Raw genomic sequence first — 13,653 nt, 5'->3', positions numbered from 1 at the left:
ACGCCCGGTGCGAACAGGAAGCCGTGCCTGTGGTGGTGCGGCGACTCCGCGCGGGAAACAGGTCGGGTGACTAGACCCGCTGGACGCAGAGCGAGAAGAGCAGCCGCGTACCGCTCCAGGGAACAGCGGCAGCGGTTGAGGACCGCCACGAGACCGCGCGTGGAGAGGGTGCTCGCAGCAGGGCCGTGCCAGTGCCCAGACCCAGCAGCACGGCCTCCGCGACCGCGGAGGCGCGCTGGTCGGCGCCGGCGCTCGAACCCGCCTGACACAGATGGTGCTCTTCGGCGGCGTCATCGGAGACGGAAGAGTCGGCTACCGCCGACGCCGGTCCGGTAACGGCGGTGGTTTCGTCGGGCTCCGCCGCCGCGGCGGTGTCCATCGCGCCGGCGGCGCAGAAGAAGTGGGCGACGAACAGCAGCGACAGCAGTACGGCCCATGCTCCGGCTCGCCATCGCCGCCTCGGGATCATCGCCAACACGGCACAAACCCTACCCAAAGAGCCCGGCAACGAATGTTGCGAGGATGCATTGCTGTGCCACCGCCGCGCCCTCTGTCCGTTCCGCCGAGTGTGTGCGTCTGCCGGGCCGCGGTGCTGCGTCCCACACCGCGGCCCGGCAGGTCAGTCCACCGACGAGGCGGCGGGCTCACCAGACGGGGGCGAGGCCGTGATCGCGCCGGTCCGGCCGATCAGTCCCACGCTCAGCGCACACACCGCTCCCAGTGCCGCCAGGGCGATCCAGGGAACCGTGGTGGAGATCGGCGGATCGAGTTCCAGACCGGCTCCAACAAGGAGGTTGCCCAGCGTGATGCCGATTCCGGAGACGGTGTTGTAGAGGCCGTAGTGGGTGGCGACCAGCCGGTCCCCGGACAGACGGACCACCGTGTCCATTTCGAAGGGATAGACGAGCGCCGTACCGAGGCTGAGTAGGGCGACGGTGAGCATCGCCGGTGCCACGACGAGTGCGGCGACGGCCAGGGACGGCGCGGTGGAATCGCGCACGGACCCGACGACGGGCGACATCGCGAGGATCGGCAGGAAGGCCAGAGCCATGACGGCAAGGCCACGCGGGAGTGCCTGCGCGGCGTTCCAGCGGCGTTTGGCCCAGTCGGTGACGCGGACCTGCCCGACGATCGCTACCAGGGCCGAGACCCCGAACAGAGCCGCGACCGCCACGCTCCCGATGTCCGGACCCAGGCCCACCGCCGCGACGGAGTCCTGGACCGCCAACGGAATCGCCAGGTACACCTGGAAGTTCAAGACGTAGGACCCGGCCATGGCGATGGTGAAGACGACGAAACCGCGGCTGGCCAACACGGTGCGCCAGTCTCCCAGCACGCCGAGGACGCCCGCGCGCTGTTGGACGGCGGGGGCCCGCCGGGCGGGTAGCGCCCGGGCTTGGAGCACGGTCAGAGCCAGGAACAGTGCCGCGGCGACGCTCGCCACCATCGAGAAGTCCACGGCGATCAATGCCATGCCGATCAGCGGTCCGATGAGGATGCCGGTCTGGTAGAAGACGTTGAACAGGGCGAAGGCTTCGACGCGCCGATCACCGGCGTCCTGGGCCAGATAGGCGCGCACGGCCGGGTTGAACAGCGCCCCGGCGAAGCCGGTCGCGGCCGAGGCCAGCAGGAGCACCGGCAGGGAGTCGGCGAAGCCCAGCGCGGCGAAGCCCACGGTGCGCAGGGCACAGCCGGCCAGGATCGCCGGTTTGTAGCCGAGCCGGTCGGCGATGCTGCCGCCGACGAGGAACATGCCCTGCTGGCTGAGGTTGCGCATGCCCAGAACGAGCCCGACGGCCCACACGGCCATGCCCACGCTGTTGGTGAGGTGGAAGGCGAGGTAGGGCATGAGCATGTAGAAGCCGGTGTTGATGGTCAGCTGGTTGATCATCAACAGCTTCACGCTGAGGTCGAAGTCGCGCAGGCGCCTCCAGGTCTCGATCATCGCCGCCCCTCCACCGCCATGGCCGTGTCGGCGTCGTGCTGGCGCGGATTGGTGACCTCCGTGCAGCGGGTCCAGCGGGTCACGGCGCGTTCGCGGGAATGAGCGATCTGGTCGGGCTCCTCCAGGACCGGCCGCCGGAGCAGGCCGTGCGCGGCGCAGTAGTCGTCGTTGAAGACGGTGTCGAAGTAGCGCTGGGGGCCGTCGGGGAAGACCGCGACGATGCGCTCGGTCGCCGGGCGGGTGCGTGCGAGCCAGCGGGCCACCGTGGCGACCGCGCCGACACTCCATCCTCCGCTGGCGTAGTGGGATGCCGTCAGGGTGCGGACGGTGTGCACGGCCTGGGCGGCGTCCACCCAGTGCACCTCATTGAAGGCGGCATAGTCGACGTTGCGGGGATGGATGCTGCTGCCCAGGCCCCGCATCAGCCGTTTCCCGGCGGGCTGGCCGAAGATGGTGGAGCCGACCGTGTCCACGCCCACCACCGTGAGATCGGGGAAGAACCGGCGCAGCGCCCGGGAGACCCCGGCCGAATGGCCACCGGTTCCCACACTGGTCACCAGGGTGTCGATCCGCCCCATCTGGGCGATGAGTTCGTGGGCCAGTGAGGTGTAGGCCCCGACGTTGTCGGGGTTGTTGTACTGGTCGGGGCAGTAGGCGCCGGGCTCGTCCGCGAGGAGTTCCCGCACGCGGTCCCGGCGGGCCTGCTGCCATCCACCACTCGGATGGGGCTCGGTGACGGTGTGCACGGTCGTGCCGTAGGCGGTGAGTAGCCGCTGCATCAGCGGTTCCATCCCCGGGTCGGTGACCAGCGCCACCGGGTGTCCGTAGGTGATGCCGGCCAAGGCCAACCCCAGGCCGAGGGTTCCGCTGGTGGACTCCACGATCATCGCCTTCGGTGCGAGCTGCCCGCGTTGGCGGGCGCGCTCGACCATGTACAGCGCGGGCCGGTCCTTGATGCCGCCGGGGTTGTGGCCTTCGAGCTTGGCCCAGAACCCCTGCCCGGCACCGCAGAACGGTTCTCCGATCCACAGCAGGGGCGTGTTGCCGACGACACCGGCCGGTGTGTGCTGGGCCATCGCCGTGGATGTGGCCAGGAGTCGGCCGGGGCTGGTTTCGGGCACGGCTGCGCCCATGGTGTTGGTCTGCACGGGTCTCTCCCACCCGCTGCGTCACAGCGGGATACGTGAACCATCGGGACGCGCACCTTGAAGGTACGGCGGCCCGCCGTGTCCGCGTCTCGGTGGGGGCCGCGACGCGAAGACGGTGAAGGACGGATGAGGTCCTGTTCGGGCCGACGTGATGGGCCGGAACAGAAGAAGGTCCTTCTAGACCCGCCAGACGCAGAGTGAGAGCAGGAGCCGGGCGGCGTTTCGCCGCCGGATCCGCCGTTCTTCGCTGGGCCGTCGGCGATGGCCGCACGGCGGAGAGCACCACAGCACGGCGGTGAACGCCATGCCCGCGTCGGACAGCAGCAGCCACAGCTTCGCGGCGGAACCGCGCTGATCGGCGGTGCACGCGGCCGTGCCGTCGTGGGTCTGGTGCTTGCCCACGGAATGCGTGTGAGGGGCCGCGGTGGTGGAAACGGCCTGTGTACCCGACTGTTCGGCCGCCGCTTGGACCGCCGGGGACACCGACGGCACCCCCACCGCATCAGCCGCATGCCCGGCCAGGCACAGCAGATGCGCGACGGCAACGAACACCAGTAGCAGAAGAGGCCATGGCCCCCGCCGCTCCACGATCGCTGCCATTCCTACGCGCACACACGGAGACTACTTAAAGTAACTACATGATTGCATCAGTGTTACGGTCGCGAGCGAAGTGATCTGCGTCACCAATCAGTCACAAGCGGTAACAAGTCGCATTGCTGAGCTGACCCACCAGTCAGCTTCTGCGACTTTCACCCTCTGCCCCCGGAGTTCCACACGGGAAGGAAGAGGGCAGAGGGAGCCACATGGACAACCTGCTGCTCGTCGTACTGCTGGCGCTTGTGCCCGCGGCGGCCAACATGCTGGGCGGACTCGTCGCCGAAGTCGTCTCCCTGTCGGAGAGGGTCTTCAGCGCCGCACTCCATCTGGCCGTCGGTATCGTCATCGCGGTCATCGGCCTGGAGTTGATGCCCCGTGCCCTGGAGGCCAACCCCGTCTGGGTTCCGCTGGTCGCGTTCATTGTCGGAGCAGGGCTCTTCCTCGGGGTGGACGCCCTGTCCGGCTTCTTGCAGGCCCGCGCTGGGAAACGCGGCACGGGCGGGGCCCTGGGCATCTACTTCGGTGTCGCGCTGGACCTGTTCAGCGACGGCGTCATGATCGGTACCGGAAGCGTCATCAACCCCGCTCTGGGGCTGTTGCTGGCCGTGGGGCAGGCACCCGCCGACCTGCCCGAGGGCTTCGCCGCCCAGGCGGCCTTTCGCCGCGCCGGTGTGGCACGGAGGTGGCGGGTGCTGGCGGGCGCCGGTTTCGTGGTGCCGATCCTGCTCGGCGCGGTCCTGGGTTATCTCGCCCTACGCGACGCACCGGAGGTGGTGACCCTGTCGGTCCTGGCCTTCACCGGCGGCGCGCTACTCAGCGTGGTGATCGAGGAGATGATCCCCGAAGCCCACGAAGCCAAGCAGAGCCGCCTGGACAGCTTCTACCTCACCGTCGGCTTCGTCATCTTCGCCGCCGTGTCCCTCTACCTGGGCTGACCGTCAGAGCCTCACGGTGAACGGGGCGGGACGGCCACCGGCCTCCCGTGCCGCGGCCTCATGGTCGGCCAACCGCTGGAGGTAGGCGTTGTAGGCGTTCAGTTCGGAGTCTCCGTCGCGCTCGGCCTGGCGGTCCTTGCGGCGGGCGAGCCGGTCATCGGAGCGCATCCACAGCACGGCGAGCACGAGCATCACCACGATGGTGGGCACGTCCCCGAACACCCAGGTGAGGCCACCCGCCCAGAGTTGGTCGTTGATGACGTCCACGTTCCACGACGGGGGCGGGGAGGCGAAGAACCGCACGATGGGGCCCGGTGACATCATCACCGCGATCGCGAAGAAGGCGTGGAAGGGCAGACCGGCCATCATGAGCATGATCCGCATCAGGTGGTTCTTCGTTCCGGGCCACGGGTCCACCATCAGCACCGGCCCGAAGAAGATGATTCCGGTGACGAGGAAGTGCAGCAGCATGAAGTAGTGCCCCCACACAGTGCTCATGAGGGTGTCGAAGATCGGAGTGAAGTAGACACCGTAGAGGCTGAAGACGAACAGTGACAGGGTGAACACCGGGTGCGCGCCCACCTTGGCGATCGGGCTGTGCAACAGCCACACCAGGGCGCGCCGCGGCGCCGCCCGGCGCCCCTTACCGGCGGGCAGCGTCCTGAGCATGAGGGTCACGGGTGCGCCCATCAGTAGGAAGACCGGCGCGAGCATGGTCAGGATCATGTGTTGGAACATGTGGACGCTAAACATCGCCATGCCGTAGCCCTCGATGCCGGTGGCCGTCACCCACAGCACCAGGGCGACTCCTACGAGCCAGCTCACGGTTCGGCCGATCGGCCAGTGGATGCCGCGCTGCCACAGGCGGACCAAGCCGACCGCGTACAGGCCGACGAGCAGGGCGCACAGGATCGGGAAGATCGCATAGGGCTGCGGATGCCAGGCGAGCAGTCCCTCCAGGGTGGGCGGTTCCACGGGTACCCACATCGGGCCGCTCATGCCGTGGTCCATGTTCATGTTGTCGTTCACAGTCCCTCCGGGAAGGTAAAGGCGTTGGGGGCGCCGGATAGCGCTTCGTAGCGGCTGACGCGCACTGCCGGTGTTCCTTGGTCTATGTGGCGCACGTGCATGCCGATCCGTCCCCTGAGAACCCGGCCCCGCCGCTCGGCGGGCGGTGACCGGCAGGCGCTCATCGTGTGGGCGGTGTCGGAAGTGGCCGCTTCCACGACAGCGACGTCCAGGAGGTCCAGAACGTCTGACGATGGCGGCGACGACTGCGAGACCCCACAGGGTGAGCGCGTCGATCGGTCGGCAGGCAGGGGATGCGGCCGGTGCGTGGGTTGTGCCGGGTGATGCACCAGAAAGTCGAGACGGTCACCGCGCGCACGGCCACCTAGTGAGGGCACAGCGCGCTGATCCGGTACAGGCTCTGGAAACGACCCGGGAACAGGGAGAAGCGCCGCGGGTCAGGCGTGTCAGCGCCGAAGCCCGCGACGGAGGATTCGGCCTAGACCCGCTGGATGCACAGCGACAGAAAGAGGGGCGGTCCGCTGCGCGCCATGACGAGGGGACGGCGGACGAACCACGGACCCGGTCGCGGTGGCACTGCCCAGAACACGACAACGAGGATCACGCCGAGGACCAACAGCATGAGCACTTCCTCAGCGATGAGACGCTGGTCGACGCTGACGTCGCCTTCGGTGGCGTCGAAGATGGACTGGCCGTCCTCGTTCAGACCGTGCAGCGCCACGCCGCTGGCTGTTCCGCTCGCCGTTTGGACGGAGACCGGGACCATGTCCGCATCGGTCAGGGCCTCAGCGCTGGTGGCGGTGGCGTGACAGACCAAACAGAGAAAGTGGCCAAACACCAGCAGTGAGAGCAGCAGGACCCGCATGGGGCTCCGCTGTCGTCGCGCACTGGTCACCTCGGTCACGGGTCGAACACTACCCAGGCCATCACAAGGCCGCGAAAGTACCCCCGGGTTTCTCGCCACTGGCTGTGACATGCGGAAATGAGTGTGCCGGTTCGTCCGTGATCGGTCTCAGGGCCACGGTGATGTGTTTGAACGGCCTAGTGCGACCAGGGCACTGGTGCTACTCGGTGGTCTCGTTTGCCTCGTGCCAGGATTCCCAACCGGAGTAGGCAGCCAGCGCGGCGACGACCAGGGCGGCGATGGGGTCGGCCCACCACCAGCCGAGGAACGTATTGAGGCCCAGCCCGGCCAGCACGCTGATCGACAGAGCGTTGGACATCCAGGTTTCGGTGGATTGGGCGGTGAGGACCGGATTGCCCAGTGCGCGTCCCGTGTGGCGTTGGGCGATAGCGGTGGGCACCATGACGGCCAGCGCGACGATGTTGAGGATGATGCCGATGAGGGATTCGCCTGCCTTGTTCTGGGCGATCAGATCGCTGATCGACTCGAAGGCGACGTAGGCGGCCAAGAGGTAGAAGGTGGCGGCGATCAGCTTGAGTGCTGGGCGTTGCCGTGCTCTGGAGCCGCCGCGCAACTGCCAGATGACCACGCCAGCGGCGAAGACCTCGATGGCGGAGTCGATACCGAAGCCGATTAGGGCGATGGAGTTGGCCGCGATTCCCGCGCTGATCGCCACCGCGCCTTCGATGACGTCCCAGACCACGATCAGCCAGGCCAGCGCCATCCCGCGTTGTACGAGCCGGTCGCCATGGTGTCGGGTCATGGTGTCTTCCCTCGTTGCATGGACTCCGGTGCGCGATGGCGGGCGGACGTGAGTACGAGCAGTACCGCGCCGCCGACGATGAAGGCGTCGGCGAGGTTGAAGGTGGGCCACCAGCCGCTGTGCAGATAGTCGGTGACCACACCGTCCAGGCCGCGATCGATGAGGTTGGCCAGCGCACCGCCCAACATCCCGGCCAGACCGACGCGGCCCAGCGGCGGGGCAGCGGGTGCGATGTACCAGGCGTAGGCGGCCAAGGCTGCGGTGATGAGCCCGGTGACGGCCACGATGACCCAGGCGGGCATACTCGCGCCCAGACTGAAGGCGACGCCGGGGTTGTAGGTCAGGCGCAACTCCAGCAGTCCCAGGAGTTGTGGTCCGGGCCCGCCGGTCAGCCGGTCTTCGGCTAGGGCCTTCAGAGCCAGGTCGGCGGCTGTGAGCGCGAGGGCGACGGCCAGCACGCCCCAACGGGGAAGCGTGCCGGCCGTGGCCGGTGCCGTCGGCATCACGCCCTGGCCTCCACGCGCTCGCGCGGTGCGGCGGTGGCGGGACCACCGGGAGCCAGTCCCAGGCGGCGTGTGCGTCCGGCGCGGATGCCGTTACCGATGACCACGACCTCGGCCACCTCGTGCACCAACACGACCGCGGCCAGCCCGAGCACTCCGAACAGCGCCAGAGGCATCAGACCGATGATGATGGCCAACGACAGTCCCACGCTCTGCCACATGATGGCCCGGGAGCGACGGGCGTGCGCCAGCACCCGGGGCAGGTGACGCAGGTCCTCACCCATCAAGGCGACGTCGGCGGTCTCGATGGCCACGTCCGTGCCCATCGCCCCCATGGCGATCCCCAGATCGGCGGTAGCCAGCGCCGGGGCGTCGTTGACCCCATCGCCCACCATCGCCACGGGCCCGTGTTCGCGGAGCCGGCCGACGATGCGGGACTTGTCCTCGGGGCGCAGGTCGGCGTGCACGTCACCCGGATCGATGCCCGCCTGGGCGGCCAGGGTGGTGGCGGTGGCGTGGTTGTCGCCGGTGAGCATCACCACCCGGTAGCCCGCACCACGCAACGCGGAGACGACCTCACCCGCTTCGGGGCGCAGCTCATCGCGCACCGCCACCGCACCGATCACGGCACCATCGTCCTCGACCAAGACGGCGGTGGCCCCGGCGTGCTGCATCCGCTCCACGTCCTCGGCCAGGGTACCGGCCTCGATCCAGCCCGGTCTGCCCAACCGAACGTTGCGGCCGTGCAACGTGCCGGTGAGCCCGGCGCCGGTGACCGCCTCCACGCCGTCGGCCCGCTCCGGTGCGGGGGCGGCGGCCAGGATGGCGCGAGCCAGGGGGTGTTCGCTGCGCTCCTCCAGCGCGGCGGCCACCGCCAACACCTGCTCGGCGGTGTGCCCGGGGGCCGGGGCGGTCTCGATGACGGCCGGGCGGTTGCGGGTCAGGGTGCCGGTCTTGTCCAGCGCCACGGTACGGACCCGGCCCATGACCTCCAAAGCCGCTCCGCCCTTGACCAGGGCACCGTGCTTGGAGGCGGCACCGATCGCGGCCACCACGGTGACCGGTACGGAGATAGCCAGCGCACACGGGGAGGCGGCCACCAGCACGACCAGGGCGCGTTCGATCCAGGTCAGCGGGTCACCGAACAGCGCGCCCACGACGGCGATGAGCACGGCGGCGACCATCACCCCGGGCACCAGCGGTTTGGCGACCTTGTCCGCCAGGCGCTGTCCGGCGCCCTTGCGGGACTGTTCGGCCTCCACGATGGACACGATGCGGGCCAGGGAGTTGTCGGCGGCCGTGGTGGTCACGGTCACTTCCAGTACGCCGGTGCCGTTGATGGACCCGGCGAACACCTCGTTTCCGGGACCGGCCTCGACGGGGACGGACTCGCCGGTGATGGCCGAGGTGTCCAGGCTGGTGTGCCCGGAAGCGATGACCCCGTCAGTGGCCACGCGCTCGCCGGGGCGCACCACCAGCGTGTCACCCACGACCAGTTCGGCCGGGTCGACGGTGTGCTCAGCTCCGTCGCGCAGCACCCTGGCCTGGTCGGGAACCAGGTCCAACAGGGCGCGCAGACCGCGCCGGGTACGGGCCACGGAGTACTCCTCCAGCCCTTCGGCGATGGTGTAGAGCACCGCCAGCATCGCGGCCTCGCCCACCTCGCCCAGCAGCACGGCGCCGACGGCGGCGATGGTCATCAGCGTGCCCACGCCGATCTTGCCCTTGGCCAGGCTGCGCACAGTACCGGGAACGAACGTCCACCCCGCGACGGCCAGCGCTGCGGCCTTGAGTACCAACCCCACCAGATCGGGGGCGCCGACCCAGCCCGCGCCGTACCCGGCCAGCAGGAGCACCGCGGCGACGGCGGCGAAGCGGACCTCGCTCACCTGCCACAGCGTCTGGGGCTCGTGTTCTTCGGTCTCTTCGCTGCTGCGGGGCTCGTCGCCGCCGCATCCGCACGCGTCACTCACCGCGCACCTCCATCGTCGTCGTGCTGTCGGTTCCGTAGTTGGGGCACAGCGCGACCGCGCTGCCGGTCGCGGCCAATACGACCTCGGCCGAGGCCAGCAGGTCGAGCAGTTCGGGGCGGGTCAGGGAGTAGAACACCTGGCGCCCCTGGGGGCGCCCGTCGACCAGGCCGCAGTCGCGCAGGCACGCCACGTGCTTGGAGACCGTGGACTGGGCCAGCCCCAACTGTTCCACCAGGTCGGCCACCCGTGCCTCACCGTTGGCCAGGCGGCGCACGATGGCCAGCCGGGTGCCGTCGGAGAGGCTGTGGAAGAGGGCTTCGGCCGCGCCGAGGCCGGTGGTTGTGGCTTGACACTCATCCATGCTATTCATCGTCATGAGACGATCATATCCTATTATGGCGATAATAGAAGGTGTGGGCATGCTCATGAACCGCGTGGAGTCAGCGCTGATCGACTCACCGCCCCGGCGCCTGCTCCAGCACTACGAGGCCAACCTGCTCATCAAGCTGGGCGGGCGCACCACCGGCGCCCACGTCGCCGAGCTGGGATGCGGGCCCGGATACGGCACCAAACTCATCCTGGACACCTTCGGTGCCGCGTCCGTGGACGCCGTGGATCTGGACCCTAAACTGCTGGCCAGGGCCCGGCGCCGCCTTCAGCGCCACGGCGAGCGCGTCTACCTCGCGCGCGGCTCGGCCACCGACCTGGCCGCCGCCTTCGGCCCCGTCGGTGGCGGAAAGGACGCCTCCTACGACGCGGTGTTCGACTTCGCGATCATCCACCACATCCCCAATTGGCGCGGCGCCCTGGCCGAGGTCGCCCGCGTCCTCGCCCCGGGCGGCCGGTTCTTCTTCGACGAGGTCACCGCCACCGCCCTGGCCCGACCCACCTACAAGGCCCTGTTCGACCACCCCACCACCGACCGGTTCAGCGCGGGTGAGTTCCTTGCTGAGCTGCCCCGCCACGGGTTGCACATCGGGGAGGCCTGGCGCACCCGCATCGGCAGCGACTACCTCCTGGGCGTCGCCACCCGCACCTGAGCCCCATCCACCCCACCTGAACGGAGACCCCCGTGGTCGTGACCGCACTCGCCCTCTACCTGCTCGGCCTCATCCTGGCCTTCGGTGTGCGCACCCTGGCCGCGCGGCGACGCACCGGCGACACCGGGTTCCGCCGACCGGACACCACCGCCTTCACCACCTCCTGGTGGGGGAGTGTGCTCTTCGTCGGCGCACTCGTCCTGGGCCTGGCCGCACCCGTGGCCGCCCTGTTCGACCTGGCCACGGCCACTCCGCCCCGGAGTGTGGGAGCCACCGGTTTGGGCCTGATGCTGCTCGGCCTGGTCCTGGTGCTCGTCTCCCAAGCCGCGATGGGCACCTCCTGGCGTATCGGCGTGGACGAGGACGAACGCACGGAGCTGGTCACCCGCGGCGCCTTCGCGCTCATGCGCAATCCGGTCTTCACCGGCATGGGGATACTGCTCGCCGGGCAGGCACTCATCATTCTTTCGGCGGCGTCCGTGGCGGCCTTAGCGGTCTTCGTCGCCGCCGTGCAGGTGCAAGTCCGAGCCATCGAGGAGCCCTACCTTCTGCGCACGCACGGCGCCGCCTACTCCGGTTACGCTGCACGCACCGGCCGCTTCCTGCCTGGAATCGGTCGGCTCGCCGTCCACGACACCATCACCAAGGAGCCCCGGTGAGCGGCTGCTGCACTCCCAGTGACCATGAGCCCACACCACAGGAGGAGCGCGTAGGTCGAATCGCGCTGGCCGTCATTCTCACTATCAGCGTCGCGACCCTGGCCACCATCGGCGTCCTCGTCCGGGGGTAAACGGGGCCACGAACGTTCGTGGTCGTCTCAGGCCGATTCGGCGGGGAAACTGCCCACACTGATCGTCCCCGCCCGTGTCGCGATGCCAGGCAGAGGTATCCACTCCTCACTGCCCGTAGGAGGCCAGGCCGGATACTGGTGCCGTTTGGTCAACGTCCGGCATGGGGTGCGAACCGGTGTTGACCTTCAAGCCGACTCGAAGGTCTACCTTGGGCGCATGGTGTTGATGCGTGTCTCTGAGCTGGCCGAACGCTCCGGTGTCCCGGCCTCGACCCTGCGCTACTACGAGGAGCGGGGGCTGCTTCCGGCCCAGCGTTCCCCGGCCGGCTACCGCCTCTACGACCAGCGGGCGCTGGAACGGTTGGCGTTCATCACGGCCGCGAAACAGCTCGGTCTGGACCTGGACGCGATCGGCGAGCTCACCGCGATCTGGGCCGACCACCACTGCGCCCAGGTCAAGGCCACCCTGAAACCACGTATCACCAACCGGCTCGCCGAGGCCGACCGCAAGAGCGCAGAGTTGGAGGAGTTCCGGACCCTGCTCAGGAACGCGCTACGAAGCCTGGAGCAGCTGCCCGACCGCGAGACCCCCTGCGATCCCAGCTGCTCCTTCCTCACGATGAACCCATCCGCACCGATAGAGCCCGCCCCACGTGCGCACCTGGCGATCGCGACGGTCACCGAGGCACCGTCGTGCTCGTTGGACGGAGCCGACTACCAGCAGCGAATCGACCGCTGGCACCTCATGCTTCAGGACGCGCACAAGGCACCCAACTCTCAGGGGTGCACCTGGAGCCTTCCCCTGTCCCAAGCGGGCCCCTTGGCCGAGTTGGCCGCGGCCGAACGCCAGTGCTGTTCGTTCCTGCGCCTGCACCTGGACTTCACCACACAACGGGTGCGCCTGCACGTGAGCATGGCCCCCCATCGCCTCCCCGAACCCGGCAGCCCTGCCGAACAGGCCACCCGCCTGCTCGGCGCCATCAACGACGCCTCCGTCAGCACCACGAAGGAGCAGTAGGTGTCGCTCGCCGAACGCCTTCAGAGCCTGTTCGTGGCCCTGGCCGCCGTGGCCGGGCTGGCCGCGGGCCTGCTGCTGCCGATCGGTCCGGCGGCCGAGCACGTGGTGCTACCTGCCCTGCTGGTGATGCTCACCGCCGTGTTCGTGCAGATGGATGCCGCCCACGTGGGCGAGGTCAGGCGTGCCAGGACCCTGGTGGTCACCAGCTTGGTGCTCAACTTCGTTTTCACCCCGGCTCTGGCCTGGGCCCTGGGTGCTGGGCTGCTCGGGGGCGAACCGGACCTGCGCATCGGCCTGTTGTTGCTGCTGGTGACCCCGTGCACGGACTGGTACCTGGTCTTCACCGCGATGGCGCGCGGGCACACCGGTATCGCCGCGGCTCTGCTGCCGGTGAACCTGGTCCTCCAGCTCGTCCTGCTGCCGGTGTACGTGCTGCTGTTGGGCGGACAGGCCGCGATGGTCGACGCCGGAACGCTGGCCGAGTCGGTCCTGCTCGTCCTCGTCGTGCCCCTGGCTCTGGCGCTGACGGTGCGCTGGGCCTCGGCCCGGTTTGGGGGCGCCGCCTGGCGCGAGCGCCACGTCACCGCCCCGGCTGGGCGCTTGGTGTTGCCGCTGCTGTACGTGGCCGTGTTCGCGATGTTCGCCTGGCAGGCCCGCACCGTCCTCGCGCACGGCGCCGACCTGCTTGCCTTGCTGGCGCCGCTGGCGGTCTTCTTCACCGTGCTGCCCCTAGTCGCCACTGGCCTGTCCCGCCTACTGGGCCTGCCTCCGGAGCAGAGGGTCACGCTGACCATGACCACTACCTCACGCAACTCACCCATCGCGTTGGCGATCGCGGTCGCGGCCTTCCCCGACCGGCCCCTGATCGCGGTCGCCCTCGTGGTCGGCCCGCTGGTGGAGCTGCCGGTACTGGCCCTGCTCGCCCAACTGGTGCGGGTCAGACGTCGACTCCCAAGGCAGCCGTTCCCTCGTGACAAGCGGTAGAAGACGAGGCCACGGTCTACCGCC

General features: G+C 69.1%; 15 protein-coding genes. 5 read left to right on the top strand and 10 right to left on the bottom strand.

All coding sequences use genetic code 11. The features are described 5' to 3' along the window. Window positions 1–70 precede the first annotated feature (70 nt). The 4 genes from HGB44_RS03130 to HGB44_RS03115 form a co-directional block, all read right to left on the bottom strand. Window positions 71–478, bottom strand: a complete 408-nt coding sequence (locus HGB44_RS03130; protein ID WP_061083653.1) for a hypothetical protein — start codon at window positions 476–478, stop codon at window positions 71–73. A gap of 141 nt (window positions 479–619) precedes the next feature. Next, a complete protein-coding gene (locus tag HGB44_RS03125) occupies window positions 620–1,945 on the bottom strand; it encodes an MFS transporter (protein WP_061083654.1) in 1,326 nt (441 codons plus the stop codon). Further along, window positions 1,942–3,093 (bottom strand): PLP-dependent cysteine synthase family protein, encoded by a 1,152-nt coding sequence (locus tag HGB44_RS03120; protein ID WP_269458497.1) that lies wholly within the window; start codon window positions 3,091–3,093, stop codon window positions 1,942–1,944. The genes HGB44_RS03125 and HGB44_RS03120 overlap by 4 nt, the downstream gene beginning before the upstream one ends. 177 nt (window positions 3,094–3,270) lie before the next feature. After that, window positions 3,271–3,645: a hypothetical protein gene (locus HGB44_RS03115; RefSeq protein WP_061083655.1), complete on the bottom strand. Its 375-nt coding sequence runs from the start codon at window positions 3,643–3,645 to the stop codon at window positions 3,271–3,273. A 251-nt stretch (window positions 3,646–3,896) separates the two neighbouring features. Here HGB44_RS03115 and HGB44_RS03110 point away from each other — a divergent pair, with 251 nt between their 5' ends. After that, window positions 3,897–4,625, top strand: a complete 729-nt coding sequence (locus tag HGB44_RS03110) for a ZIP family metal transporter (RefSeq protein WP_061083656.1) — start codon at window positions 3,897–3,899, stop codon at window positions 4,623–4,625. A gap of 3 nt (window positions 4,626–4,628) precedes the next feature. On the opposite strand, the gene HGB44_RS03105 is transcribed toward HGB44_RS03110, so the two are convergent. The 6 genes from HGB44_RS03105 to HGB44_RS03080 form a co-directional block, all read right to left on the bottom strand. Further along, the gene (locus HGB44_RS03105; RefSeq protein WP_231972679.1) at window positions 4,629–5,654 is read right to left on the bottom strand and encodes a cytochrome c oxidase assembly protein; all 1,026 of its coding nucleotides are present in this window, start codon (window positions 5,652–5,654) and stop codon (window positions 4,629–4,631) included. 478 nt (window positions 5,655–6,132) lie between these two features. Next, complete coding sequence (locus HGB44_RS03100) at window positions 6,133–6,558, bottom strand: hypothetical protein (RefSeq protein ID WP_168443919.1); 426 nt, start codon at window positions 6,556–6,558, stop codon at window positions 6,133–6,135. A 160-nt stretch (window positions 6,559–6,718) separates the two neighbouring features. Beyond that, on the bottom strand, window positions 6,719–7,321 hold the full coding sequence (locus tag HGB44_RS03095) for a cation transporter (protein ID WP_061083658.1): 603 nt from the start codon (window positions 7,319–7,321) through the stop codon (window positions 6,719–6,721). Further along, on the bottom strand, window positions 7,318–7,824 hold the full coding sequence (locus tag HGB44_RS03090) for a signal peptidase II (protein WP_061083659.1): 507 nt from the start codon (window positions 7,822–7,824) through the stop codon (window positions 7,318–7,320). Before HGB44_RS03090 ends, HGB44_RS03095 begins: the two co-directional genes overlap by 4 nt. Beyond that, window positions 7,824–9,797, bottom strand: a complete 1,974-nt coding sequence (locus HGB44_RS03085; RefSeq protein ID WP_168443918.1) for a heavy metal translocating P-type ATPase — start codon at window positions 9,795–9,797, stop codon at window positions 7,824–7,826. Before HGB44_RS03085 ends, HGB44_RS03090 begins: the two co-directional genes overlap by 1 nt. Further along, window positions 9,790–10,173 carry an ArsR/SmtB family transcription factor gene (locus tag HGB44_RS03080; RefSeq protein WP_061080785.1) on the bottom strand — a complete coding sequence of 128 codons (384 nt, stop codon included), beginning with the start codon at window positions 10,171–10,173 and terminating at the stop codon, window positions 9,790–9,792. Before HGB44_RS03080 ends, HGB44_RS03085 begins: the two co-directional genes overlap by 8 nt. Before the next feature lie 43 nt (window positions 10,174–10,216). Here HGB44_RS03080 and HGB44_RS03075 point away from each other — a divergent pair, with 43 nt between their 5' ends. The 4 genes from HGB44_RS03075 to HGB44_RS03060 all read left to right on the top strand — a co-directional run bounded on the left by HGB44_RS03075 (window position 10,217) and on the right by HGB44_RS03060 (window position 13,629). Then, a complete protein-coding gene (locus tag HGB44_RS03075; protein WP_061080784.1) occupies window positions 10,217–10,837 on the top strand; it encodes a methyltransferase domain-containing protein in 621 nt (206 codons plus the stop codon). A gap of 32 nt (window positions 10,838–10,869) precedes the next feature. Beyond that, the gene (locus tag HGB44_RS03070) at window positions 10,870–11,496 is read left to right on the top strand and encodes a methyltransferase family protein (RefSeq protein ID WP_061080783.1); all 627 of its coding nucleotides are present in this window, start codon (window positions 10,870–10,872) and stop codon (window positions 11,494–11,496) included. A 348-nt stretch (window positions 11,497–11,844) separates the two neighbouring features. Next, window positions 11,845–12,645 (top strand): MerR family transcriptional regulator, encoded by an 801-nt coding sequence (locus HGB44_RS03065; RefSeq protein WP_061080782.1) that lies wholly within the window; start codon window positions 11,845–11,847, stop codon window positions 12,643–12,645. Next, complete coding sequence (locus HGB44_RS03060) at window positions 12,646–13,629, top strand: arsenic resistance protein (protein WP_061080781.1); 984 nt, start codon at window positions 12,646–12,648, stop codon at window positions 13,627–13,629. It begins immediately after the preceding gene. The last annotated feature ends 24 nt before the right edge of the window (window positions 13,630–13,653 follow it).

The organism is Nocardiopsis alborubida (assembly GCF_012396365.1).
Taxonomy (GTDB): Bacteria; Actinomycetota; Actinomycetes; order Streptosporangiales; family Streptosporangiaceae; genus Nocardiopsis; species Nocardiopsis alborubida.
This window is presented reverse-complemented; position numbering and strand designations above follow the sequence as displayed.

Bases quoted from the DNA above. Each gene is read 5' to 3' on its own strand.
- HGB44_RS03095 (WP_061083658.1), bottom strand. From the start codon at position 7,321: ATGACCCGACACCATGGCGACCGGCTCGTACAACGCGGGATGGCGCTG.
- HGB44_RS03090 (WP_061083659.1), bottom strand. From the start codon at position 7,824: ATGCCGACGGCACCGGCCACGGCCGGCACGCTTCCCCGTTGGGGCGTG.
- HGB44_RS03080 (WP_061080785.1), bottom strand. From the start codon at position 10,173: ATGACGATGAATAGCATGGATGAGTGTCAAGCCACAACCACCGGCCTC.
- HGB44_RS03110 (WP_061083656.1), top strand. From the start codon at position 3,897: ATGGACAACCTGCTGCTCGTCGTACTGCTGGCGCTTGTGCCCGCGGCG.
- HGB44_RS03075 (WP_061080784.1), top strand. From the start codon at position 10,217: ATGCTCATGAACCGCGTGGAGTCAGCGCTGATCGACTCACCGCCCCGG.
- HGB44_RS03125 (WP_061083654.1), bottom strand. From the start codon at position 1,945: ATGATCGAGACCTGGAGGCGCCTGCGCGACTTCGACCTCAGCGTGAAG.
- HGB44_RS03065 (WP_061080782.1), top strand. From the start codon at position 11,845: ATGGTGTTGATGCGTGTCTCTGAGCTGGCCGAACGCTCCGGTGTCCCG.